General features: G+C 41.0%; 18 protein-coding genes. 16 read left to right on the top strand and 2 right to left on the bottom strand.

The window, feature by feature from the left end:
- The first annotated feature begins 86 nt into the window (after positions 1–86).
- Positions 87–551 (top strand): phosphohistidine phosphatase SixA, encoded by a 465-nt coding sequence (gene sixA, locus ACLKML_RS07860; RefSeq protein ID WP_413284849.1) that lies wholly within the window; start codon positions 87–89, stop codon positions 549–551.
- A gap of 90 nt (positions 552–641) precedes the next feature.
- Here the strand turns inward: sixA and smrB are convergent, their stop codons facing one another.
- Positions 642–1,172 (bottom strand): endonuclease SmrB, encoded by a 531-nt coding sequence (gene smrB / locus ACLKML_RS07855; RefSeq protein WP_413284848.1) that lies wholly within the window; start codon positions 1,170–1,172, stop codon positions 642–644.
- 53 nt (positions 1,173–1,225) lie between these two features.
- Here smrB and prmB point away from each other — a divergent pair, with 53 nt between their 5' ends.
- The 5 genes from prmB (at position 1,226) to glgA (ending at position 6,106) form a co-directional block, all read left to right on the top strand.
- Positions 1,226–2,161, top strand: coding sequence for a 50S ribosomal protein L3 N(5)-glutamine methyltransferase (gene prmB / locus ACLKML_RS07850; RefSeq protein WP_413284847.1), 936 nt, complete (start codon positions 1,226–1,228; stop codon positions 2,159–2,161).
- A 146-nt stretch (positions 2,162–2,307) separates the two neighbouring features.
- Positions 2,308–3,393 (top strand): chorismate synthase, encoded by a 1,086-nt coding sequence (gene aroC / locus ACLKML_RS07845; protein WP_413284846.1) that lies wholly within the window; start codon positions 2,308–2,310, stop codon positions 3,391–3,393.
- 167 nt (positions 3,394–3,560) lie between these two features.
- Positions 3,561–4,091, top strand: coding sequence for an elongation factor P hydroxylase (locus ACLKML_RS07840; protein WP_413284845.1), 531 nt, complete (start codon positions 3,561–3,563; stop codon positions 4,089–4,091).
- A gap of 9 nt (positions 4,092–4,100) precedes the next feature.
- The gene (locus ACLKML_RS07835; protein ID WP_413284844.1) at positions 4,101–4,361 is read left to right on the top strand and encodes a YfcL family protein; all 261 of its coding nucleotides are present in this window, start codon (positions 4,101–4,103) and stop codon (positions 4,359–4,361) included.
- A gap of 269 nt (positions 4,362–4,630) precedes the next feature.
- A complete protein-coding gene (gene glgA / locus ACLKML_RS07830) occupies positions 4,631–6,106 on the top strand; it encodes a glycogen synthase GlgA (protein ID WP_413284843.1) in 1,476 nt (491 codons plus the stop codon).
- Between the two features lie 197 nt (positions 6,107–6,303).
- Here the strand turns inward: glgA and mnmC are convergent, their stop codons facing one another.
- Entirely contained in the window at positions 6,304–8,346 is a 2,043-nt protein-coding gene (gene mnmC / locus ACLKML_RS07825) for a bifunctional tRNA (5-methylaminomethyl-2-thiouridine)(34)-methyltransferase MnmD/FAD-dependent 5-carboxymethylaminomethyl-2-thiouridine(34) oxidoreductase MnmC (RefSeq protein ID WP_413284842.1), read from the bottom strand.
- 143 nt (positions 8,347–8,489) lie between these two features.
- Between mnmC and fabB the strand changes: the two genes are divergently transcribed.
- The 10 genes from fabB (at position 8,490) to purF (ending at position 22,184) form a co-directional block, all read left to right on the top strand.
- Positions 8,490–9,701, top strand: a complete 1,212-nt coding sequence (gene fabB, locus ACLKML_RS07820; protein WP_413284841.1) for a beta-ketoacyl-ACP synthase I — start codon at positions 8,490–8,492, stop codon at positions 9,699–9,701.
- Positions 9,702–9,945: 244 nt separating this feature from the next.
- Positions 9,946–11,079, top strand: coding sequence for a 4-phosphoerythronate dehydrogenase (locus ACLKML_RS07815; protein WP_413284840.1), 1,134 nt, complete (start codon positions 9,946–9,948; stop codon positions 11,077–11,079).
- Entirely contained in the window at positions 11,076–12,089 is a 1,014-nt protein-coding gene (locus tag ACLKML_RS07810) for an aspartate-semialdehyde dehydrogenase (protein ID WP_413284839.1), read from the top strand. The genes ACLKML_RS07815 and ACLKML_RS07810 overlap by 4 nt, the downstream gene beginning before the upstream one ends.
- 450 nt (positions 12,090–12,539) lie before the next feature.
- A complete protein-coding gene (locus ACLKML_RS07805; protein ID WP_413284838.1) occupies positions 12,540–16,163 on the top strand; it encodes a FimV/HubP family polar landmark protein in 3,624 nt (1,207 codons plus the stop codon).
- A gap of 14 nt (positions 16,164–16,177) precedes the next feature.
- Positions 16,178–16,972: a tRNA pseudouridine(38-40) synthase TruA gene (truA, locus tag ACLKML_RS07800; protein WP_413284837.1), complete on the top strand. Its 795-nt coding sequence runs from the start codon at positions 16,178–16,180 to the stop codon at positions 16,970–16,972.
- Positions 16,973–17,290: 318 nt separating this feature from the next.
- The gene (gene accD, locus ACLKML_RS07795) at positions 17,291–18,235 is read left to right on the top strand and encodes an acetyl-CoA carboxylase, carboxyltransferase subunit beta (protein ID WP_413284836.1); all 945 of its coding nucleotides are present in this window, start codon (positions 17,291–17,293) and stop codon (positions 18,233–18,235) included.
- 40 nt (positions 18,236–18,275) lie between these two features.
- Complete coding sequence (gene folC, locus ACLKML_RS07790) at positions 18,276–19,559, top strand: bifunctional tetrahydrofolate synthase/dihydrofolate synthase (protein ID WP_413284835.1); 1,284 nt, start codon at positions 18,276–18,278, stop codon at positions 19,557–19,559.
- Positions 19,549–20,082 carry an SPOR domain-containing protein gene (locus tag ACLKML_RS07785; protein WP_413284834.1) on the top strand — a complete coding sequence of 178 codons (534 nt, stop codon included), beginning with the start codon at positions 19,549–19,551 and terminating at the stop codon, positions 20,080–20,082. The genes folC and ACLKML_RS07785 overlap by 11 nt, the downstream gene beginning before the upstream one ends.
- A gap of 63 nt (positions 20,083–20,145) precedes the next feature.
- Positions 20,146–20,637: a CvpA family protein gene (locus ACLKML_RS07780; RefSeq protein ID WP_413284833.1), complete on the top strand. Its 492-nt coding sequence runs from the start codon at positions 20,146–20,148 to the stop codon at positions 20,635–20,637.
- A 32-nt stretch (positions 20,638–20,669) separates the two neighbouring features.
- The gene (gene purF, locus ACLKML_RS07775; protein ID WP_413284832.1) at positions 20,670–22,184 is read left to right on the top strand and encodes an amidophosphoribosyltransferase; all 1,515 of its coding nucleotides are present in this window, start codon (positions 20,670–20,672) and stop codon (positions 22,182–22,184) included.
- The last annotated feature ends 118 nt before the right edge of the window (positions 22,185–22,302 follow it).

Below are 22,302 nucleotides of genomic sequence, written 5' to 3'. Positions count from 1 at the left end.
ATAGATCACGTTCTTTGGTAAAACTAGCATTGACAATAAATCATAGACAATACGAGACAGATGAACGCCTCAATAAAGGAATGACAATGAAAATTTTCATAATGCGGCATGGTGAGGCCGTTCATTATGCAGCGAGTGATGCAGAAAGAGAATTGACTGAACGCGGTCGTTCTCAATCGACAGCTGTAGCAATAGCCTGCGAAAAGCAAGCGGTGACACATTTCGACTTAGTGTTGGTTAGCCCATATATAAGAGCACAACAGACGTGGCAAACTATTTCTGAACAGTTTGATGCTGACAAAGTCCAAACGTACGATGAAATCACACCATATGGCAATTCAGAACAGGCTTCGGCTTATGTTTCTGCTCTTGCACAGGTAGAGAAGCTTGAAACGATTTTATTGGTTTCGCATCTTCCTCTGGTTGGTTATTTGACGGCGGAATTTGTAGATGGATTGACGCCTCCTATGTTTCCTACTTCTGGGTTAGCATGTGTTGAATTTGATCCTACTAGCCAAAAGGGTGAATTGCTGTGGCATATTCATCCGTAACTTTAATTAACTGTGCGCTCTTATTGATTTTTTAATTATTACATCGCTTTAGAACGGAGTAACCTCCCATTTTCTGGGAGGCTAACGTCGCTATTTTTCAGGAATACTGAGTAAAATCAGTAAAGCACCTGCACCACCAAATTCTAGTGGAGCTTGATGAAACGCCATCACCTGTGGATGTTGAGCAAGCCAAATAGGGACTTTTTGTTTCAGTATATGTTTACCAATCCCATGCATAACACTGGCACAATGAACGCTTTCTTTAATACAGTGTGCAATCATGGCTGCAAGCTCCGTTTTTGCTTCCTGTTGAGTCATCCCATGCATATCCAAATACACATCGGGCACGTACACCCCACGACGCAGTCTCTTGAGTTCATATTTTGAAACATCGCTTCTGGCATACCGCATTGGACCTTCAGCTTCAAGGTGAGGAACGAATTCGTCAGAAAAGAAAAATTCGTTGTCTTTTGTTTCACGTAAAAAACGTTGAACTTCTTTTTGCTTAGTTTCTCTATTTGGTTTCTGGATTATGGTATCCTGTCGCAACTTTTTTATACCCTTTACCGCATCTTGGAATAGGGAAAAGTCATCGTCACTAAATTGGTCTTTGTTACTCATAATATTAAGGCTGATGATTAGTTGCAGTATTGTAGCGCTTTTTGGAGGTAATTTTGGATAAGATTTTTGTAGAAGAGGTGGTATCGGAGTTGTATACCCTTCAGGATATGCTGCGCTGGACGGTTAGTCGCTTTAATGCGGCCGGTCTTTTTTACGGTCATGGGACAGATAATTCATGGGATGAAGCCATTCAACTTGTGTTACCGACTCTTTATCTGCCAATAGATGTGCCATCGCATATTTTGAATTCAAGGTTAACAACCACTGAGCGAAACCGTATTGTGAACCGTGTGATTAAGCGTATTAATGAAAGAACACCGACCGCTTATTTAACCAATAAAGCGTGGTTCTGTGGCTTGGAGTTTTTTGTAGATGAGCGTGTTTTAGTACCTCGCTCTCCAATTGGAGAACTGATTGAAAGTGAATTTCAGCCTTGGTTATCAGCGCCACCGGAAAGAATTTTAGATCTGTGTACTGGTAGTGGCTGTATTGCTATCGCTTGTGCGCACGCGTTTGCTGATGCCGAAGTTGATGCAATCGATATCTCTGTCGATGCCTTGGCGGTGGCAGAACAGAATATTCAGGATCATGGCATGGAACAGCAAGTGTTTCCTATTCGTTCAGATTTATTCCGCGATCTGCCTAATCTGGATAAATATGACCTGATAGTGACCAATCCACCTTATGTCGATGAAGAAGACATGAATAGTTTACCAGAAGAGTTTTCCCATGAACCCACTTTGGGTTTGGCCGCCGGTAGTGATGGCTTGAAACTGGTACGTCGAATTTTAGCTAACGCACCAAAGTATCTTAATGAAGGTGGTGTTTTAGTGTGTGAAGTGGGTAATTCAATGGTGCATATGATAGAGCAATATCCAAATATCCCATTCACATGGGTAGAATTTGCCAACGGTGGTCATGGTGTCTTTACTCTAACTCGTGAACAATTAATTGAATGTTCCGATGAATTTTCACTTTATCAAGACTAATATTGAATGAAACGATAAAACGCTGCTTGTGGCGAGCGCTTTTTCTATTTAAAGGGTTTACAACGTTTGCTTATCAAGCGAACATGAACAAATGAACCATAGATGAAAAATCTTAACTTTTTAAGTTAAGAAACGTTGAGGATGCAATGGCAGGAAATAGTATAGGTCAGCACTTTCGAGTAACGACGTTTGGAGAGAGCCACGGCTTAGCGCTTGGCTGTATTGTTGATGGATGCCCACCAGGGTTAGAAATCACGGAAGCTGATTTGCAAAAGGATTTGGATAGGCGTAGGCCGGGAACCTCTAAATACACCACGGCTCGTCGTGAACCAGATGAAGTTCAAGTGCTATCTGGTGTATTTGAAGGCAAAACCACAGGCACCTCTATTGGTTTACTGATTAAGAATACCGACCAACGTTCTAAAGACTACTCGGAAATAAAAGATAAGTTTCGACCTGGACATGCAGATTATACTTATCATCAAAAATATGGTGTTCGTGATTATCGTGGTGGAGGCCGTTCTTCAGCTCGTGAAACTGCCATGCGAGTTGCTGCGGGTGCTATTGCCAAGAAATACTTGCAACAAGAGTTTGGTATTGAGATTCGCGCCTATCTTTCTCAAATGGGTGAGGTTTCGATTGATAAAGTCGATTGGAATGAAATCGAAAACAATCCGTTTTTCTGCCCAGACGTTGATAAAGTTGATGAATTAGATCAACTCATTCGCGACCTGAAAAAACAAGGCGATTCTATTGGTGCTAAATTGCAAGTGGTTGCAACCAATATGCCAGTTGGACTTGGCGAACCAATTTTTGATCGTTTAGATGCAGATATTGCTCATGCATTAATGAGTATCAATGCGGTTAAAGGTGTCGAGATTGGGGATGGATTTGAGGTTGCTAGCCAAAAAGGTAGTGAGCATCGAGATTCCTTAACGCCGAATGGTTTTACCTCTAATCATGCTGGTGGCATATTAGGCGGGATCTCTACCGGGCAAGATTTAGTGGCTAACATTGCTCTAAAACCGACATCGAGTATTACTGTACCCGGTGAAACGATCACTAAAGCGGGTGAATCAACTCAATTGATTACTAAAGGACGCCATGATCCATGTGTCGGCATCAGAGCGGTTCCTATTGCAGAGGCAATGCTTGCCATTGTTGTGATGGATCACCTGTTACGTCATCGTGGACAAAATTACGGCGTAACAACCGAAACTCCGGAAATTTAATCGAATGAACAAGAGTCATCTCTAGGGTGATTCTTGTTGTTAGTTTGATGTAAACGTGTTCTTTGTCGCCCAGTTTATGTCACCTAGCTAGCATAGCGGCCTCAATATTTTTTATTTAGAGTGGCCATTTTCTAAGCTTATACGCCTTCATTTATAGCATCCAAATTATGCCGCATGACTATCGAGATTTAATCACTCTATTCAACCAAACGTTTTTTGACCAATTCTGTACCCGGTTAGAGTTAGGTACCGATGAACCGATATATTTACCCAAAGATGAAACCGTACCTTATCATCGTATTATTTTTGCACATGGTTATTACGCATCAGCACTACATGAAATTTCACATTGGTGCGTTGCTGGGCCAGAACGTCGTCTGCTAGAAGACTTTGGTTATTGGTATCATCCGGATGGCAGAACAGCTGAAATTCAAGCTGAATTTGAACAAGTAGAAATTAGACCACAAGCTTATGAATGGATATTGTCAACCAGTGCTGGCTTCCCTTTTAATGTCAGTTGTGACAATTTACAGGGTGATTTTGAACCGGATAGATTCGCTTTTATGCAAACAGTACAGCAAGAAGTTGCCAATATTTTAGCTCGAGGTCTTCCTTATCGAGTGAAATTACTATCTAACAGGCTACGAGAATTTTATAATACCCCAGAATTAGAACTAAACCAGTTCAACGTGAAATAGAGAAATATAATGATTTTAGAACATGAAGAGAAATGGCTGGATATGATTGATGCATCGGTTGAAACTGCATCTGATGATGAGCTTTTTTCTGGTGGTTACCTACGTGGCCATATTTCCTTATCCGCTGCCGAGTGTGAAGCTGAAGGGGTAACTGATGTGGAGTTATTTAAGACTAAAGTTGAGCAAAGTTTAGAAGATGCACGTTCGGAGTTATCTCCTGCCGATCGCACTATTGTTGCTGAGTTATGGCTGAAATTAAAAAACGCTTAACCTAAGTAACCTGAACTTTGGGTAAGTATGTTTGATAAAAACCTAACGGAATTCAAGTTTTTAACAAGTATTGGTAACTCTTTTCAGTTTTGACGGAGTGACCATGGAGTCGATAATGGCTTTGTGCTAAAACCGAAGCGTTTGGTGAGTGTATTAATGACATTGAGCTGATAAATTTTTAGCTCTAATTGAACGACTTTTCATAACACATAACCTTTTTTAAAGGTCATAAGTTTTTGAGGTCATAAGTTTTTTGAGGTCATAAAAGTATGAATATAGTTTGGGCGACAAGTGAAGCAGCACCTTATGCGAAAACTGGTGGGTTAGCCGATGTATCTTATTCGCTGCCGTATGCAATGGCTGAAAATGGACATAATGTGTCGGTCATCATGCCATATTATCCGCAAGTTATGGGCGATCAATGTAAAGATACTGAGCGAGTATATGAATTACTCGGTGTTCCATTTGGCGAAGGGCATGAGGAGTGGGCATCAATTAGGCAACATAAGATCAATGATAATCTCACTTTCTATTTTATCGAACATGACAAGTTTTATGACCGTCCCAAATTATACGATTGGGCAGGAAGTGAATACGCGGATAATGCGCAGCGTTTTATCTTCCTTTCTAGAGCCATTATGCAGGCAGTATTAGCACTCGATATTAAAGTTGATGTACTGCACGCTAATGATTGGCATGTCGCTTTGTGTAATGTGTATGTAAAAAGTGATTTGTATAAATCTTACAGTAATTTTGCTCAAAGCAAATCAATTATGACCATTCATAATATTGGTTATCAAGGCGTGTTTGACAAATTTAACTTACCGTTAACCGGGTTAGATTGGAGTTATTTTAATTTTCAGTGTTTAGAGTTTCATGACCAACTCAATTTCTTAAAAGCAGGGATATTGACCGCGGATATGGTTACAACCGTTAGCCCTACTTATGCAGAAGAAATTTTAACGCCAGAATACAGTTTCAATTTGGATCATGCACTTCAGCATAAGGCTGTTAAAGGTAAATTACGCGGTATTATTAATGGCATTGATACTCAAGAGTGGAACCCTGAAACCGATCAGTATTTGCCACAAACTTATTCTCACCAGGATTTATCCGGTAAAACGGTCTGTAAGCAGGAGCTACAACGAGAGTTTGGCTTAGAAATAAGACCTGATGTGCCATTATATGGTGTGGTTTCTCGCTTGGCTGAACAAAAAGGCTTAGATGTGTTTATTGAGTGCATTCATGACATGCTTGAGCATGATGATGTTCAATTTGTCATTGTCGGATCTGGTGAACTCTGGCAAGAAGAGGCACTGGCTGATTATGCTAAAAAATACCCACATAAATTCGCTGCATTTATTGGGTACAGTAATAAATTAGCTCATATGGTTGAAGCGGGTGCAGACTTTTTTGTTATGCCATCACGATATGAGCCTTGTGGTTTAAATCAGATGTACAGCATGAAATATGGAACGGTACCTATTGTGCGATCAACTGGTGGTTTAGAAGATACAGTACACAATTATTCTGCCAGTGAGTTAGATAGAGCGACAGGGTTTAAGTTTTATGATTTATATCCAGCGGCTCTTAGGGACACAATGCGTTGGGCCGCATCGATTTACAGCAACGATAAGCCGGCTTTTGAAAAAATGCTTATTAATGGAATGCGTACCGATTTTTCTTGGCATCTCACAGCGACCGAATATGAAGAGCTGTACGAACATGCCAATACTCGGTATTAATAAGTAGACTACTCGGCACTAATCGTTAGATTTGGTGCTTAGAAGTTAACGCTTTATTGCTGGCTCATGGTGCAGCCGCAATTATTTTGGCGATCGCACATAGTAAATTGTGTCATAGAAAAACCTCATCATATAAATTTTATACGATGAGGTTTTGTTTTTTAGGGATATTTTTTCTGTTAGTTAAATATTGGCTATTACTCTTTACTGACTGGTCTGCCTTTTAGAAGTTTACGCACCCATATTTTTGCCGGATGGATATGTTCTAAACTATCTACAGGTAATGGTAATGGATCGTTGCAAATTTGAGATGCCAATACCTCGGCCATTAATGGTGCGGAACATAGTCCTCTGCCACCTAATGCTAAAAAACAATACAAATCAGGATAGTCAGCTACTGTGCCAACGTCCTTGTTGTCACGCAACGTAGCATAGTCGTGTTTAACGGCTTCGAAATCACAGACATTACCAACGAATGGTAAATGATCTCGGCTGGTACTGCGTATGCCTTGCTTGGCTTGATTAGTCGTTATATCGACTTCGTTGACCCAGCTTTTGTCAGGTAAGGTTCGGACTAATTTATCGGCGTTTTCTTGCTGTGCTTGCGCATCGAAAGCAAAATCGATATTTTTCCTATCATGGCTTGCACCAATACAATGGTGTTGCGTATTGGGGTTATGCGGGGTCATATAACCATTATAGCAAAGCACCGTGTTTAGTTTTTTTAACGAATCTGTGGTCGGTACATGGCTGACTTGCCCTTTAACGGGGGACTGAGGAATATTGGCGGTTTGAGACAATTGGTTTGCTTTGTGGCCATTAGCAACAACGACAACTTGATGTTGGAAGTGAACGTTATGTTTAAACTGAACGTCATGTTGGCTCTGATTAATTGTGCCGGATAGTGTCCAGCAGTCATCTTGTCGCTCTAATTGTTCTATTTCTGTATTTGTTACTAAGGTTAACTTTTGATTTTTCACCAAAAAATCAACTAAATTTTGAGTGAATTGCTGAGGGTTTAACCATCCGCCTAAAGGGAAATGAATTCCATCTAAGTCAGTCGGTAGTCCGACAAGTTGATTCACTTCTTTACTATCAACAGCCGTGACTAGCTCTTTTACATAGTTGCCTTGCAATATATTTTCGAGTTGTTTACGAGCTTTATCATTCCAAGCAACATGAGTTACGCCACACCAATCATGATCAAAATCGATGTGCTGAGCTGAGTGGTCAAAAAATTGTCGAGCAAACAGCAGCGAAGGTGCGAAAATTCTGGATGCGCCACTGTGATCACGATTTAATAGCGGATAAAGCGCTCCTTGTTTATTTCCGGACGCGTTTTGTGCTATTTGGTCGTCCTGGCAATACAAGGTGACATGGACACCTCTGCGGCATAACGTTGCAGCCAAAGCTGCACTGGCGATACCACCGCCAATAATTGCAACGTCATTAACGTTATCTTTCATCGGTCTAGCAAACCAAGGCTTAATATTGGTAAAAGGCTGCTTTAGAGTTAATTGACCAGCCAGCATTTCTCTTTTCTGGCCAAAGCCTTTTACTTTTTCCATGTTAAAGCCCGCTTCAATAAGGCCTCTACGGACAAAGCCCGCAGCAGTAAAGGTGGCGCAAGAACAGTCTTTTTTGGCAAGTTTTACCATGTTTTCAAACAGAGTTTGATTCCACATTTCAGGGTTTTTGCTCGGTGCAAAACCATCTAAGAACCATGCATCCACGATCCCTTGCGAATTGGTCGCCACTAAAGGCATACAATCTTTTATATCACCAAACCAAAGATCGAGCGTGATCGCGCCGTTTGCAAAAATGAGTCGATGGCATTCAGGGACAGAAATAGGATAGCAATCTTGTAACTGTTTAGCGTAGCTCGCCAGTTCTGGCCATGCTTGATGTGCTTTAACTAAATCGTCTATATTTAAAGGAAACTTTTCAAAGCTGATGAAATGGAGCTCTTTTACTGGTGCATTTGGAAATTCAGCTCGATAATTTTCAAACTGCTGCCATACTGCTAGAAAGTTTAAACCTGTGCCAAATCCAGTTTCAGCAATAACAAAACGGCGTTGGTCATATGTTTGCCATCTTTCTGGGAGATGATTTTGTTGGATGAATACATAACGTGACTCTTCTAATCCACTTGCGTTGGAAAAATATACATCGTCGAATTGTTCCGAAACAGGCGTTCCAGCCTCATTCCACTCGAGGTGAGCATTTGTGATAGATGTCATGGTTTTAAACTGTTTGGCTCAATGTTTGTCTAAAATAGAGCTGAATTGTACGTTTTTATGGGAAAGCTGACCACTTTTGTTGGTCAACTTGGGTATTATCGTACCGTTATATTAAAGATTTTAAATATTTATAGGAATACAAAATGAAACGCGCTGTCATCACTGGTATGGGTATCGTATCAAGTATCGGTAATAACGTTGAAGAGGTTTTAGAGTCTCTTAAAGCAGGCAAATCAGGTATCAACGAATCTGAACAGTTCAAAGAAATGGGGTTACGTTCTCAAGTATGGGGTGATCTCAAAATTAAACCTGCAGAGCATATCGACCGTAAAAAAATGCGCTTTATGGGTGATGCAGCCGCTTACGCTTACCTTTCTATGGAACAAGCCATTGATGATGCGAAATTAGCTGACGACCAAGTATCCAATATTCGTACTGGGATAGTCGTTGGTTCTGGCGGTGCTTCTGCATTAAATCAAACGGTTGCCGTCGATACCCTTAGAGAAAAAGGGGTACGTCGAGTTGGACCTTATATGGTCACTCGTACCATGTCTTCTACCGTATCGGCGTGTTTAGCCACACCCTTTAAAATCCTTGGTGTGAACTATTCTATGAGCTCAGCTTGTGCAACATCTGCTCACTGTATCGGTCATGCTGTTGAACTTATTCAGTTAGGTAAGCAAGATGTTGTTTTTGCTGGTGGCGGTGAAGAGCTTGATTGGAGCCAAACGATGATGTTTGACGCAATGGGTGCATTATCGACTAAGTACAACGAAACACCAGAACTTGCTTCACGTACTTATGATGCAAACCGTGACGGATTCGTTATTTCTGGCGGTGGCGGTATCGTTGTAGTTGAAGAGTTAGAACACGCGCTTGCTCGTGGGGCAAAAATCTACGGAGAAATAGTAGGTTATGGTGCTACTTCTGACGGATATGACATGACAGCCCCTTCTGGCGAAGGTGCAGCGCGTTGTATGAGAGACGCAATGCAAAATGTAGAAAGTGTTGATTATGTTAATACTCACGGAACGTCAACACCAATTGGTGATGGTAAAGAACTTGAAGCGATTCAAGAAGTCTTCGGTGGAAATAGCCCTGCAATCTCTGCTACAAAAGCGATGACGGGTCATGCACTCGGTGCCGCTGGCGTTCACGAAGCAATTTACTCCACATTAATGCTAGAAAATGATTTTATTGCACCAAGCATCAATATTGATCAACTTGATAGTGCGGCTGAAGGTTTAGATATCGTTACTGAAAAACGCGATCAAGCGATTACAACGGTAATGTCTAATAGCTTTGGTTTTGGTGGGACCAACGCCACTTTAGTCATTAAAAAGTATCAAGCGTAATACGTTTTAAGGCCTGATTTAAAACGTAACGCAGAAAAGTTTCCAGAATCGATCAGTTTTACTGATCAGACAGACGCAAGCATGTTCCTTTGAGAGCGGAACATGTTCCTTTTGTTCTGGAATTTGCCCAGTTGTCTATTTATCTAGGCGACTGGGCATTTTTATGCGCTTTATTCTTGCTTGAGAAATAGGTTTACGCCACAATCCATTCTCTTAACAACCATAAATAGTAATATCCTTACCCATGAAAATTCTTATTGATGAAGCAATGCCGTATGCAGAGGCTCTTTTTAGCCAAATTGGTGAAGTGACACTCAAATCTGGCCGATCTATTCAAGCCGAAGATTTGGTTGATATTGATGCACTTATGATTCGCTCGGTAACTAAGGTTAATGCTCAACTGCTTTCTCAGGCAAATAAACTGAAATTTGTCGGAACTGCTACCGCCGGTATGGATCATGTTGACCAGTCTTTATTAAAACAAAAAGGCATTTTCTTTACTGCTGCGCCCGGCTGTAACAAAGTTGGCGTGGCAGAATATGTTGTTAGCGTACTAATGGTATTGGCAGAGCAAAAAGGATTTTCACTATTTGATAAAACCGTAGGGATTATCGGTGCAGGTCAAGTTGGTAGTTATTTAGCCGAGGCATTGCAGGGTATCGGCATTAAGGTCCTACTTAATGACCCAATTAAGCAGGCAGAAGGTGATAGCAGAGAGTTTACAGAGCTTGAATCGTTGTTATCTCAAGCGGATGTTATTACTTTACATACGCCGATTACTACCAGTGGCGACTACCCAACTCATCATTTAATTAATGCGCAACGATTGGCAAATTTTAAACCTGATCAAATATTGATCAATGCCGCTCGTGGTCCAATAGTTGACAATCAGGCGCTGAAAACTCGTTTGCAACAGCGAGACGGGTTTAGCGCGAGTTTGGATGTTTTTGAGTATGAGCCAGTGGTTGATTTAGAACTGTTGCCTTTACTCGATTTCGCCACCCCGCATATCGCTGGCTATGGCTTAGAAGGCAAAGCTCGTGGAACCACCATGATCTATAATTTTTATAATGAATTTTTACAACGCGAACACAGAGTACAAGCAGCGGAATTGTTGCCAATTGCGCCTATTCCTCAACTCTCATTGCAACGTCAATGGGACGAAACAGTGCTACATAAATTGACTCAACTGGTTTATGACGTTCGTTTTGATGATGCGATATTTCGCCGCGAGATCGAAAAAGACAATGCGTTTGATGAAATGCGTAAAAATTACTGGGATAGAAGAGAGTATAGTGCGATTCGCCTAGTTGGTGATCAAACATGTAATTTAGAGCCGCTAGGCAAATTAGGTTTTCAAATAGAGGTACAAAAATGAGCCAAGAATTTAACGTTGCAATATTAGGCGCTACTGGTGCGGTGGGTGAAACCATTCTTGAAGTATTACAAGAACGAAAGTTTCCAGTAGGCGATATTTACCTATTAGCCAGTGAGCGCAGCGAAGGCAAAAGCTACCGAGTTAATGGCAAATCTATTCTAGTAGAAAACGTAGAGAGTTTTGATTGGAGTCAAGTCCATATTGCGCTTTTCTCTGCTGGCGCAGAACTTTCAGAAAAGTGGGCCCCTATTGCCGCTGATGAAGGCGTTGTGGTGATAGATAATACCTCTCAATTTAGATATGACTACGATATTCCACTTGTCATCCCTGAAGTGAACCCAGAAGCCATCGCTGATTTTCGTAACCGAAATATTATCGCCAACCCAAATTGCTCAACCATCCAAATGTTAGTTGCACTTAAACCGATTCACGATGAAGTAGGAATTGAACGTATTAACGTATCGACTTATCAGTCTGTATCTGGTGCCGGCAAGTCGGGTATTGATGAATTGGCTGGGCAAACAGCAAAACTACTTAATGGCACGCCTGCTGAACCTGAAGCATTTAACCATCAGATAGCTTTTAACTGTATTCCTCAAATCGATTCATTTATGGAAAATGGTTACACCAAAGAAGAGATGAAGATGGTATGGGAAACGCAAAAAATCTTCAATGATGCTTCAATCATGGTCAATCCTACTTGCGTGCGAGTGCCAGTGTTTTATGGACATGCTGAAGCGATACATATAGAAACTAGAGCACCTATTGATGCAGAACAGGTTGTGCAACTGCTAGAAAATGTTGATGGCATTGACGTCTTTAAAGGACAAGACTTTCCGACTCAAGTTGGTGATGCAGGCGGAAAAGATCAAGTGATGGTTGGCCGTATTCGAAATGATATTAGTCACCACAGTGGTATAAACCTTTGGGTAGTCGCGGATAATGTTCGCAAAGGTGCCGCAACAAATGCGGTACAAATAGCCGAGTTGCTTATTCGAGATTACTTTTAAATTTCGTTTAACAGCTAAAAGCTTTTAGCCATGAAACAGAGCCTTAATGACGACTAAGGCTCTGTTTCAGTCACTATATTATTTGTCCAGAGCCTTGTTTTTTACGGACATTGATTTTTTACAGATATTGATTTTTACGAGTATCGGTTTTTAATAGCATGGATTTTTACAGACGTTAGTATTTACGAGGGCTAATGGTTACGCATATTAGTTGTTGGAAATATTCGCTGTTGTGAACGAAACTGTCGCGAAAACCAGTTTTTCCTGTGAATTCCAAGACAAAAGTGACAATTATAATGATATTTGCGTTTTTTTTAGCTTGAGTCCTATAGTTTTCTTGCTTATATCCGATATATTTAGAAGTACTTTTTTTAAAGGTATAGAGCGGTAGCTTGTTGACGCTTGCTTTATACTAAAAATAAACTTTAACGCACAAAAGACGAGCCTTATATGCATCCAATTCTAAAGCGCCTTGTTACGCCTTTAGCGTTACTTCTTACTGTTTCATCTCATTTTGTTGTTGCAGAATCTATTCGCATTATTGGACCAAATGGTGAAGTACAGCCCTCTATTCCGCTGTCTGAACAAGCCGTGTCAAACACCAGCCTGGCTCAATCTCTTTCGCCTGCCAATAACGCTGACCTTTATGGTCCTACAGTAGAAAATGAAACGCTTTGGTCTATCGCTTCACAACTTAGACCGTCAAATCAATTGTCAGTACAGCAAACAGTATTGGCGATTTACAAATTAAATCCACAAGCATTTGACCAACAAAATATTCACGAACTCATTCCGGGAAGTGAATTAAAAGTACCGTCTGCTGAACAAATTCAAGCAGAAAGTACCGATGAAGCAATTAGAATTATGCAAGCTCATGAAAATGCGCTAGTGCAAGTACCAGAAACGTCAAACAAAGTCGTACCCGTTCCTGAACCGATAGAAGTAGCGCAACAGACTGCTGACGTATCTGAGCCAACGACGGAAATAAGTGACACCACTCTTTCGCAACCTAGCCTCGGTCAAGGTGATAATAGCCAACAAAATGCAGTTATGGGCCCAGACGCTAACGTCGATAAGTTAAAGCAGGATTTGACTGCATCGGAAAGTGAACTGGCTGCATTAGAAGAAAAAAATCATAATCTTAGGCTAATGCTCACCGATGTTCAGACTGAAGTCGGTAGCCTCAAAGACGAATTAGGTGATGAAGCACGTATTCGCGATGAAGTTGAAAAATTACTGGAGGAAGAAAGGTTAAAAGCATTGCAAGCGGCGGAGATAGAGCCGAGTCAATTAGATATGCTGTTAGCCAATACTTGGTTTGTGGTGTTACTGGCGTTAATTCCAGGGTTATTATTCGTATTAATCATTGTGTTAATTTTAACACGCAAAGGATCACCGGCTGAAGTACAAGAAACAACCGAACTACAAAGCCCACAAGTTATCTCTTTAGTGGACGATGACGATGATGTACCAGAGATCAATTTAGATGAAGACATTGATGAAGACGTCGCGATAGATGACGACCTGTTTGGCGAGTTATCCGATGATAATATCTTTGATGTGGAAGGCGAATCTGAACCTTCAGCGGAAGACGATATATTCGCCAACCTTGATGATAGTGATTTAGATTTCAATCTTGATGATGGCGAAACTGATCCATTTGCTGACATTAGCGAAGATGGCGATTTTGATACTGAGCTTGAGGAGCTAGAGCTTGAGGATTCAGAGCTTGAGAACATAGAACAAAGTGCTAATGGAATCAGCGTTGCTGGTGATGAAAAAGCACTTAGCCTTGCAGACATGGAACGTGCTTTAGATGATGAAGCAGAAGAACCCGAGGATGAATTAGATAGCGAGTTTGATTTGTCTGATGAGAGTGGGATGTCTCAAGATGACCTTGATGAATTGTTAGCCGGTGACGTCAATGAATCGGCAGATTTGGAGAGTGATGAATTAGAACAGTCTGTACTTGACGACTTATTCAATAGTGTAAAAGAAGAAAGTGTTGCAGCAATAGAAAATGATCCAAGTTTGGATGACTTTGATTTGTCGGATGATGACGATGATCAGCAAGGTAAAGAGTCTGATGTGGACGATATTGACGACCTGTTGGCTGAATTTCAGTCTGCAAGCGTGTCCGATTCAGAGGAGATCGATTCCGAGTCAGTTGATGATTTAATAGCACAGAATAGCACCGAATTGTTAGATGATTTGGTCATCGACCAATCGGATGATGACAATAATGAACCAGAGCTTGCACAAGACAGTACAGAGTTATTAGATGACTTTTTACAATCTCAACAACCAGAGCAAGTTGATACCGATGACACACCTGTTTTAGCTGAAAACAGTACGGAATTATTAGATGAACTGTTTGAATCATCATCCGATTCAGCAATCGCTGATTCTATTGGAGAAGATAGTACCGATTTACTGGACGAGTTTTTAGCCGATGATGAACTATCTGATGACATTGAAATTGATGAAAATAGTACGGCACTGTTAGATGAATTGTTACAAGATAATGGTCAAGGTTCTAGTGATGATGCTAGCGTTGAAGACGTAAGCCAGGAGCAAGACTCAGACGTTGAGTTGAACCCAGAATTTGACTCTAATTCAGATGTCGATACTAGCTTAGAAGTGGATAGTGGTTTAGAAGCAGTTAGTAGTTTAGACGCGGATAGCAGTTTAGAAGCGAATAGCAGTGTAGCGCGTGATGGGACAGACAGTGCTATCGAAACAGATCGCACCGACGAGCCTGATAGTACAGACCAAACGGACAGCATTACTGAACTCGATAATGCTGATGAAGCGGTTACTCTCGACGAAGCAAAAAGCAGCAGCGAAACTGAAAATGACGAGAATGAACAGTTAACAGATGAAGTATCAGCCCAAGATGATGGTTTTGATTTTTCTCCGCATATTGATGGTTCCGAACACGCAGAAAAAATACAACAGATAGAAAATGTTGATCGTTATCTCTCTGAATTAGAGGCAAGCGACACTAGCCAAATAGAGCCAGTTAACCAACAAGTAGATAGTTCAACAGACTTATCTGCTCAGCAATCAGAGCAATCAGAGCAAACATTGCCAGAAGAGCTGGCCTCTGGTGCAAATGAGTTTGGCACACCTCAAGACGCTGACTGGGATCTGGAGCCAGAATCGGAACCAGAAACTACCGCTGAACTAGAATCAGCATTAGATTTAGAGTCGAAACTACAACCAGTCGCTGAATCGCTATTCGATGATCTAGAACCAATAGAGCTAGATGATGACGAATTAGGTGAATATGATGAAAATAGTGCACTCGCTGATAGCCTAGAGGCTGCGACGAACGAAGGATCAGTTCAACCAGACCTAGATCCAGAATCGGATTTTGATACGCTAGAGCCCATCGATCTGAATGATGATGAGTTAGGTGAATATGATGAAAACAGTGCATTAGCAGACAGTTTCGGTCAATCTGATTTGGATGAATCGGCGGCTCTCGCTGAACTATTAAATGAGGATGACTCTGGGACAATAATAGCGGAACAACCTTTAGACGACCAGACGATTGACAGTGCCGGTTTAGATATAGAGGCAATGTTGGACGTTGGAGAAGATTGGAATGGCTTTGAATTATCCCCAGAACAACAAGCTGAAATTGCGGCAGAGGTTCCAGAAGACGAGTTAGACATATGGGAGACACAAATAGAGGAACCCATTGTCGATGAAGAAGATTGGAGTGAGCAATCGGAAGCGATTACCACTCCAATTGATGCGAAAAAGCAATTTATGAGTGTAGATGAACTCATGAGCCAAGCGGATACAGCTGATGATAACGAAATCGACCCAGACGCAGAAGAACTCAAACTCGATGTGGGACTAAACGAATTTCCTGATGTGATTGGCAATGTTCAGCAGTTTGATGTTGATAGTAACGCGGAAGCCGCTGGCAAGCTTGATTTAGCAAAAATTTATATCGAGATGAATGACACCGAAGGGGCAACAAGATTGCTTGAAGAAGCGCTTATTTACGGCGATGAAGAGATAAAACTGCAAGCCAAAGGGCTTTTAGACAAATTAAAATAAGGTAAGTAATAAGCATGCGTATTGCTTTATGTGTTGAATATAACGGCACTAATTATTCTGGTTGGCAACGGCAAAAACACGTTAACAGTGTGCAGCAAGAGCTAGAAAAATCATTATCAATTGTTGCCGCTCATCCTATCGAAGTGCAGTGCGCGGGACGAACAGATGCAGGAGTACATGGGACTGGGCAGGTAGTACATTTTGATACCAATGTAGTGAGAAAAATGGCCGCTTGGACTATGGGTGTAAATGCTAATATGCCCAAAGATATTTCTGTCCGCTGGGCAAAAGAAGTCTCTGATGACTTTCATGCTCGCTTTAGCGCTACGGCTCGTCGTTATCGATATATTATTTATAATCATGCTTTGCGTCCCGGCATTTTTTCCTCTGGCGTTAGTCATTATCACGGAGAATTGAATGCAGAAAAAATGCACCAAGCAGGGCAGTATTTACTGGGTGAAAATGACTTTAGTTCTTTTCGTGCCGCGCATTGTCAATCGCGAAGTCCTTGGCGTAACATTATGCATGTCAATGTATCTAGGCAGGGCGACTATGTCATTATTGATGTGAAAGCGAACGCCTTTGTTCATCATATGGTAAGAAATATTACTGGTAGCTTAATTGCGGTTGGCCGTGGCGAGCAGCAACCAGAATGGATCGAGTGGTTACTAAAAGAAAAAAACCGCGCACTTGCAGGTGCAACAGCAAAAGCGGATGGATTGTATTTGGTAGATGTCGATTACCCCAAAGAGTATGGTTTACCAAGAGTGTCAATCGGGCCACTTTTTTTACCTGATGGATTTATCTAAAAACAAGTGTACTTAAAATAAGTGTACTCAAGTAACGGTTGAAAAAATTGGAACGATTTATTTTTAACGAGTTCTAATTTTTGTATATTGTCGCGTATTTTTGCTAACCTATAAATTATGACGATTGGAAAATACGACTGTTGGGTTATAGAGAAAGATTTATAGGCTAAAGATAAAACGGTTTATGGGTTAAATATAAATAGGTACAACCAGTTTTTTGTCTACAGAACTATAAATCTATGTTTTAATCTGTGCGCAATCGTATTGAATTCTAACTGCTTCGCCATCTGGCGAGGGAAATAAAATAAAAGGTCTTCCATGAGTTGGCTTGAAAAAATATTAACAAAAAGTAATATCGTAACTTCTCGTAAAGCTTCTATTCCTGAAGGTGTATGGACCAAGTGTACATCTTGCGAACAAGTACTTTATCATGCGGAATTAGAACGCAATTTGGAAGTATGTCCTAAATGTGACCACCATATGCGTATGAAAGCACGTCGTCGCTTAGAGACCTTCTTAGACGAAAGCAATCGCGTAGAGTTAGCGAACGACTTAGAACCACAAGATAAATTAAAATTTAAAGACTCTAAGCGTTATAAAGATCGTCTTTCTGCTGCACAAAAAAACAGTGGCGAGAAAGATGCATTAGTCGTGATGCAAGGCGAAGTATTCGGTGTCCCAGTTGTCGCTTGTGCGTTTGAATTCTCCTTCATGGGTGGTTCAATGGGCTCTGTTGTTGGTGCACGTTTCGTCAAAGCAGTAGAAGCAGCGATGGAAGCGAATTGTGGTCTTGTTTGTTTTTCTGCTAGTGGTGGCGCTAGAATGCAAGAGGCCTTAATGTCTCTAATGCAAATGGCCAAAACCAGTGCTGCGTTAGAAAGATTATCTTGTAAAGGGTTGCCTTTTATATCGGTAATGACCGACCCTACCATGGGCGGTGTTTCTGCTAGTCTAGCAATGTTAGGTGATGTTAATATCGGTGAACCAAGAGCCTTAATCGGCTTTGCCGGTCGTCGAGTTATTGAACAAACCGTTCGCGAGGATTTACCAGAAGGATTTCAGCGTAGTGAATTCTTGTTGGAGCATGGTGCGCTAGATATGATCGTCGATCGTAGAGAGATGAGACAACGTGTTGCCAGCCTAATTGCCAAAATGACCAATCATGGTTCGCCGTTAGTGGTTTCGGTTGATGAAGCGCCAGAAGAGCCAACGGAAACGGAAGAATCTGAATATAAGGTACCAGTACCTGAAGAAAAAGAGTAAAGTACTCATCAACCTAGATGTTATATCGTGATTGAAGTTAATGAGTCAAAGTAATATACCGCAAGCCACGTCGTCTTTACCGATGTGGCTTGATTATTTAGAAAATATCCACACCAGCGCTATCGACCTTGGATTAGAGCGCATTCAGATCGTCGCAAATAAAGCCGATCTCATTAAACCTGCAAAAAAAGTTATCACTGTAGCCGGAACAAATGGCAAAGGGTCGACGTGCGCTATTTTAGAAGCGATACTGTTAGATGCTGGCTATTCTGTTGGTGTTTATAGCTCTCCTCATTTAATTCGTTACAATGAACGAGTTCGAATCAACGGTAAAATACTTAATGATAGTGAGCATAGCCAAGCATTCGCTTTTGTAGAGCAACAGAGAGCCAATACCAGCTTAAGTTTTTTTGAGTTTGGTACATTAGCAGCATTGCAATTGTTCAAGCAACACAAGGTTGATGTGGTTGTATTGGAAGTAGGTTTAGGTGGCCGTTTGGACGCAACGAATGTGGTCGACCATGATATCAGTGTTATTACCAGTCTTGCTGTCGATCATGTGGATTGGCTAGGTGATGATATTAATGTTATTGCCCAAGAGAAAGCCGGTATATACCGTTCAGGAAAACCTGCAATTTGCGGCCAACCTGATGCGCCTAGTACAGTAGCAGCCTACGCTGATGAGATAGGGGCGCAACTGCATCAAGTTGGTATACAATTTCATTTTAAAGAATATGCACAGAGTTGGGACTGGTTTAATGGTGCGTTTGACCTTACCGATTTACCTAAGCCTAACCTGCCGTTACCTAATGCGGCTACTGCCATTATGGCGTTAAGCGTTGCCAATCTAGATATTAGCGATGTGAATATCGTTAATGGTTTACAAAAGGCAAAGCTATCTGGGCGGATGCAAACTGTTAGAATGTCCAAAACTTCTCCATTAGTCATTTTAGATGTTGCACATAATCCCCATTCTGCTCAGTATTTGGTCGATCAACTAGCACTTAACTATGCGAATAAAAATATCCATTGTGTTTTAGGTATGCTTCATGACAAAGACATCCAGCATACAATAGAAGCCTTTATTCCAATAGTTAATCAATGGTATCCATGTTCTTTAGACGGCCCACGTGCAGCGAATGCTAATGAACTTGTCGAGCACATTCCAGCGGTTGACAAACAATATTCGTCGCCCACGTTAGGTTATAAAGGCGCTTTAATGCAAGCCGATAAAGATGATGTCATATTAGTGGTCGGCTCGTTTCGAACCGTGGCAGAAGTATTAATCTATTTACAGTTACAAAGGAGCACCAATGGCAAGTAAATTTCAGAGCCGTTTGGTCGGAACGATTATACTGGTTGCTATCGGTGTTATCGTTTTACCTGATGTTCTAGATGGTGAAAAACAACATTATAGAGAAGAGTTAGCCCCTATTCCTATCAAACCAAATATTGAAACAGAAGTAGAATCTTTCGAGGTGTTGCAACCGGTAACGGTTCAAACGGTCTTGCCAGATAGCCCGGTGACTGTAGAACAACAGACCAGCACTGAAAATGATCAAGATGTTGCAGTGGTAGTTAATGATATTGAAAATAGCAACAACTATGAAGAGAGTGCTTGGATTATTCAGCTCATGGCGCTTAAAAATGCTGATAATGCCAAAACACTAGTGCAAGATTTGCAAAAGCGAGGTTATCAAGCGCATATTAAGCAAGAAAAAGAGTTCACTCGTGTCATCATTGGTCCTGATATATCGAAGAGTAAGTTAGAAAAACAAATCAATGAACTTCAAAAAGTTACCGGCTCAAAAGGCCAATTGATGAAATTTAACCCTCTAAACCCATAAGAAAACGTTTGCGTCGTGTTTTTTTCTGTTAAAATGCGCGCCTACCAAAAAGATGTAATATAAATGAATTGGATTGATTATTTTATTTTAGGTGTGATCGGGCTTTCGGCTGTGATTAGCTTAATTAGGGGCTTCGTTAAAGAAGCGTTGTCATTGGTTATTTGGTTTGGTGCTTTTTTTATTGCAAGTCAATATTATGCAAAACTTGCGGTTTACTTTACTAAAATAGAAGATGACCTGTTTCGACAAGGCGCCGCCATTGCTGCACTTTTTGTTGCAACGCTAGTGGTTGGAGCCATCGTCAACTTTGTTATTGCTCAGTTAGTACAAAAAACAGGTTTGTCTGGAACTGATAGAATTCTTGGTGTGGTGTTTGGTGCACTAAGAGGTGTCTTGATTGTTGCAGCAGTTCTGTTTTTTATGGATGCATTTAGTGCACTTCCAAATTCAGCGTGGTGGAAATCGTCGACTTTAATACCTGAGTTTAGCCGTATTATTGAGCCATTTTTCAGCCATTTAAAAGAAACATCGAGTTTTTTAACTGGCACGATTTAGTGTCATTTATAGAGAAAATTGAGGGTTAACACATGTGTGGTATTGTTGGGATCGTGGGTACAACTCCTGTAAATCAGTCAATTTATGATGCATTGACTGTATTACAGCATCGTGGCCAAGATGCAGCTGGTATTGTTACCATAGAAAGCAATCGTTTTCGTTTGCGTAAAGCAAACGGTTTAGTTAGAGATGTGTTTGAAGCTAAGCACATGCAACGCCTTCAGGGTAATGTCGGTATCGGCCATGTCCGCTATCCAACGGCAGGAAGTTCTAGTGCGTCAGAAGCTCAACCATTTTATGTAAACTCTCCATTTGGTATTACGTTAGCGCATAACGGCAATCTAACTAACGCGGCGGAAGTTCGTGAGAAGTTATTTGAAAAAGACCGCCGCCATATCAATACCACGTCAGATTCTGAAGTGTTGTTGAATGTGCTTGCACATGAAATCGATACAGTGAGAGGTAATGTTACTTCTGAAGACGTATTTCGTGCAGTAACGAATGTCCACAGAACCATTAAGGGCGCTTATGCTGTAGCGGCTATGATCATTGGTCATGGTATGATCGCTTTTCGCGACCCGCATGGTATTCGTCCATTATGCCTAGGTAAAAAAGAGCTCGATGGCAAAACAGAGTATATGGTTGCGTCTGAATCCGTTGCGCTTGATGCAATTGGATTCGATTTTGTAAGAGATGTTGCACCTGGTGAAGGCATTTATATTACATTTGAAGGGCAACTGTTCACTCAACAATGTGCCGATAATCCTCAAGTTAATCCATGTATCTTTGAATATGTGTATTTTGCACGTCCAGATTCGTTCATTGACAAAATTTCTGTCTACAGTGCACGTGTTGAAATGGGTAAGAAGCTTGGTGAAAAAATTCAAAGAGAGTGGTCTGATCTTGAATTTGATGTGGTTATCCCTATTCCAGAGACATCATGTGATATCGCATTACAAATCGCTCAAATAATGGACAAACCTTATCGCCAAGGCTTTGTTAAGAATAGATATGTTGGCCGTACTTTTATTATGCCGGGTCAAACTCAACGTAGAAAGTCTGTTCGTCGCAAACTTAACGCTATTCGTTCTGAGTTTAAAGGCAAGAATGTATTGTTAGTGGATGATTCTATTGTACGAGGAACCACATCAGAACAGATTATAGAAATGGCAAGAGAAGCCGGCGCGAAGAATGTTTACATGGTCTCTGCTGCTCCTGAAATTCGTTTCCCGAATGTTTATGGTATTGATATGCCAAGTGCTAATGAGCTTATCGCTCATGGACGTGATGCAGATGAAATAGCTAAGCTGATTGGTGCCGATGCACTGATCTTCCAAACGTTAGATGATCTAGTTGCTGCGGTTGGTATGGGTAATGTTGATATTAAACAGTTCGAAACATCGGTTTTTAATGGCGAATATGTGACTGGAGATATTGACCAACGCTATTTGGATTTTTTAGACACGCTAAGAAACGATGACAACAAGTTACAAAAAGATATCCAGCAAGATCTAGCAAGCTTAGAGTTATACAATGAAGGCGTTTAACTCGCTTGAGTTGTTAGGCAGTTAGTTCGGTATATAGACCTTGCTTAATGGTAAAAGGATCGCCCACATAATGTTAATGTGGGCGATATATTAATGCGGGCGATTTTTTACCAGATTC

The sequence above is a fragment of the Vibrio sp. MA40-2 genome, from assembly GCF_047302445.1.
Lineage (GTDB): Bacteria > Pseudomonadota > Gammaproteobacteria > Enterobacterales > Vibrionaceae > Vibrio.
This window is presented reverse-complemented; position numbering and strand designations above follow the sequence as displayed.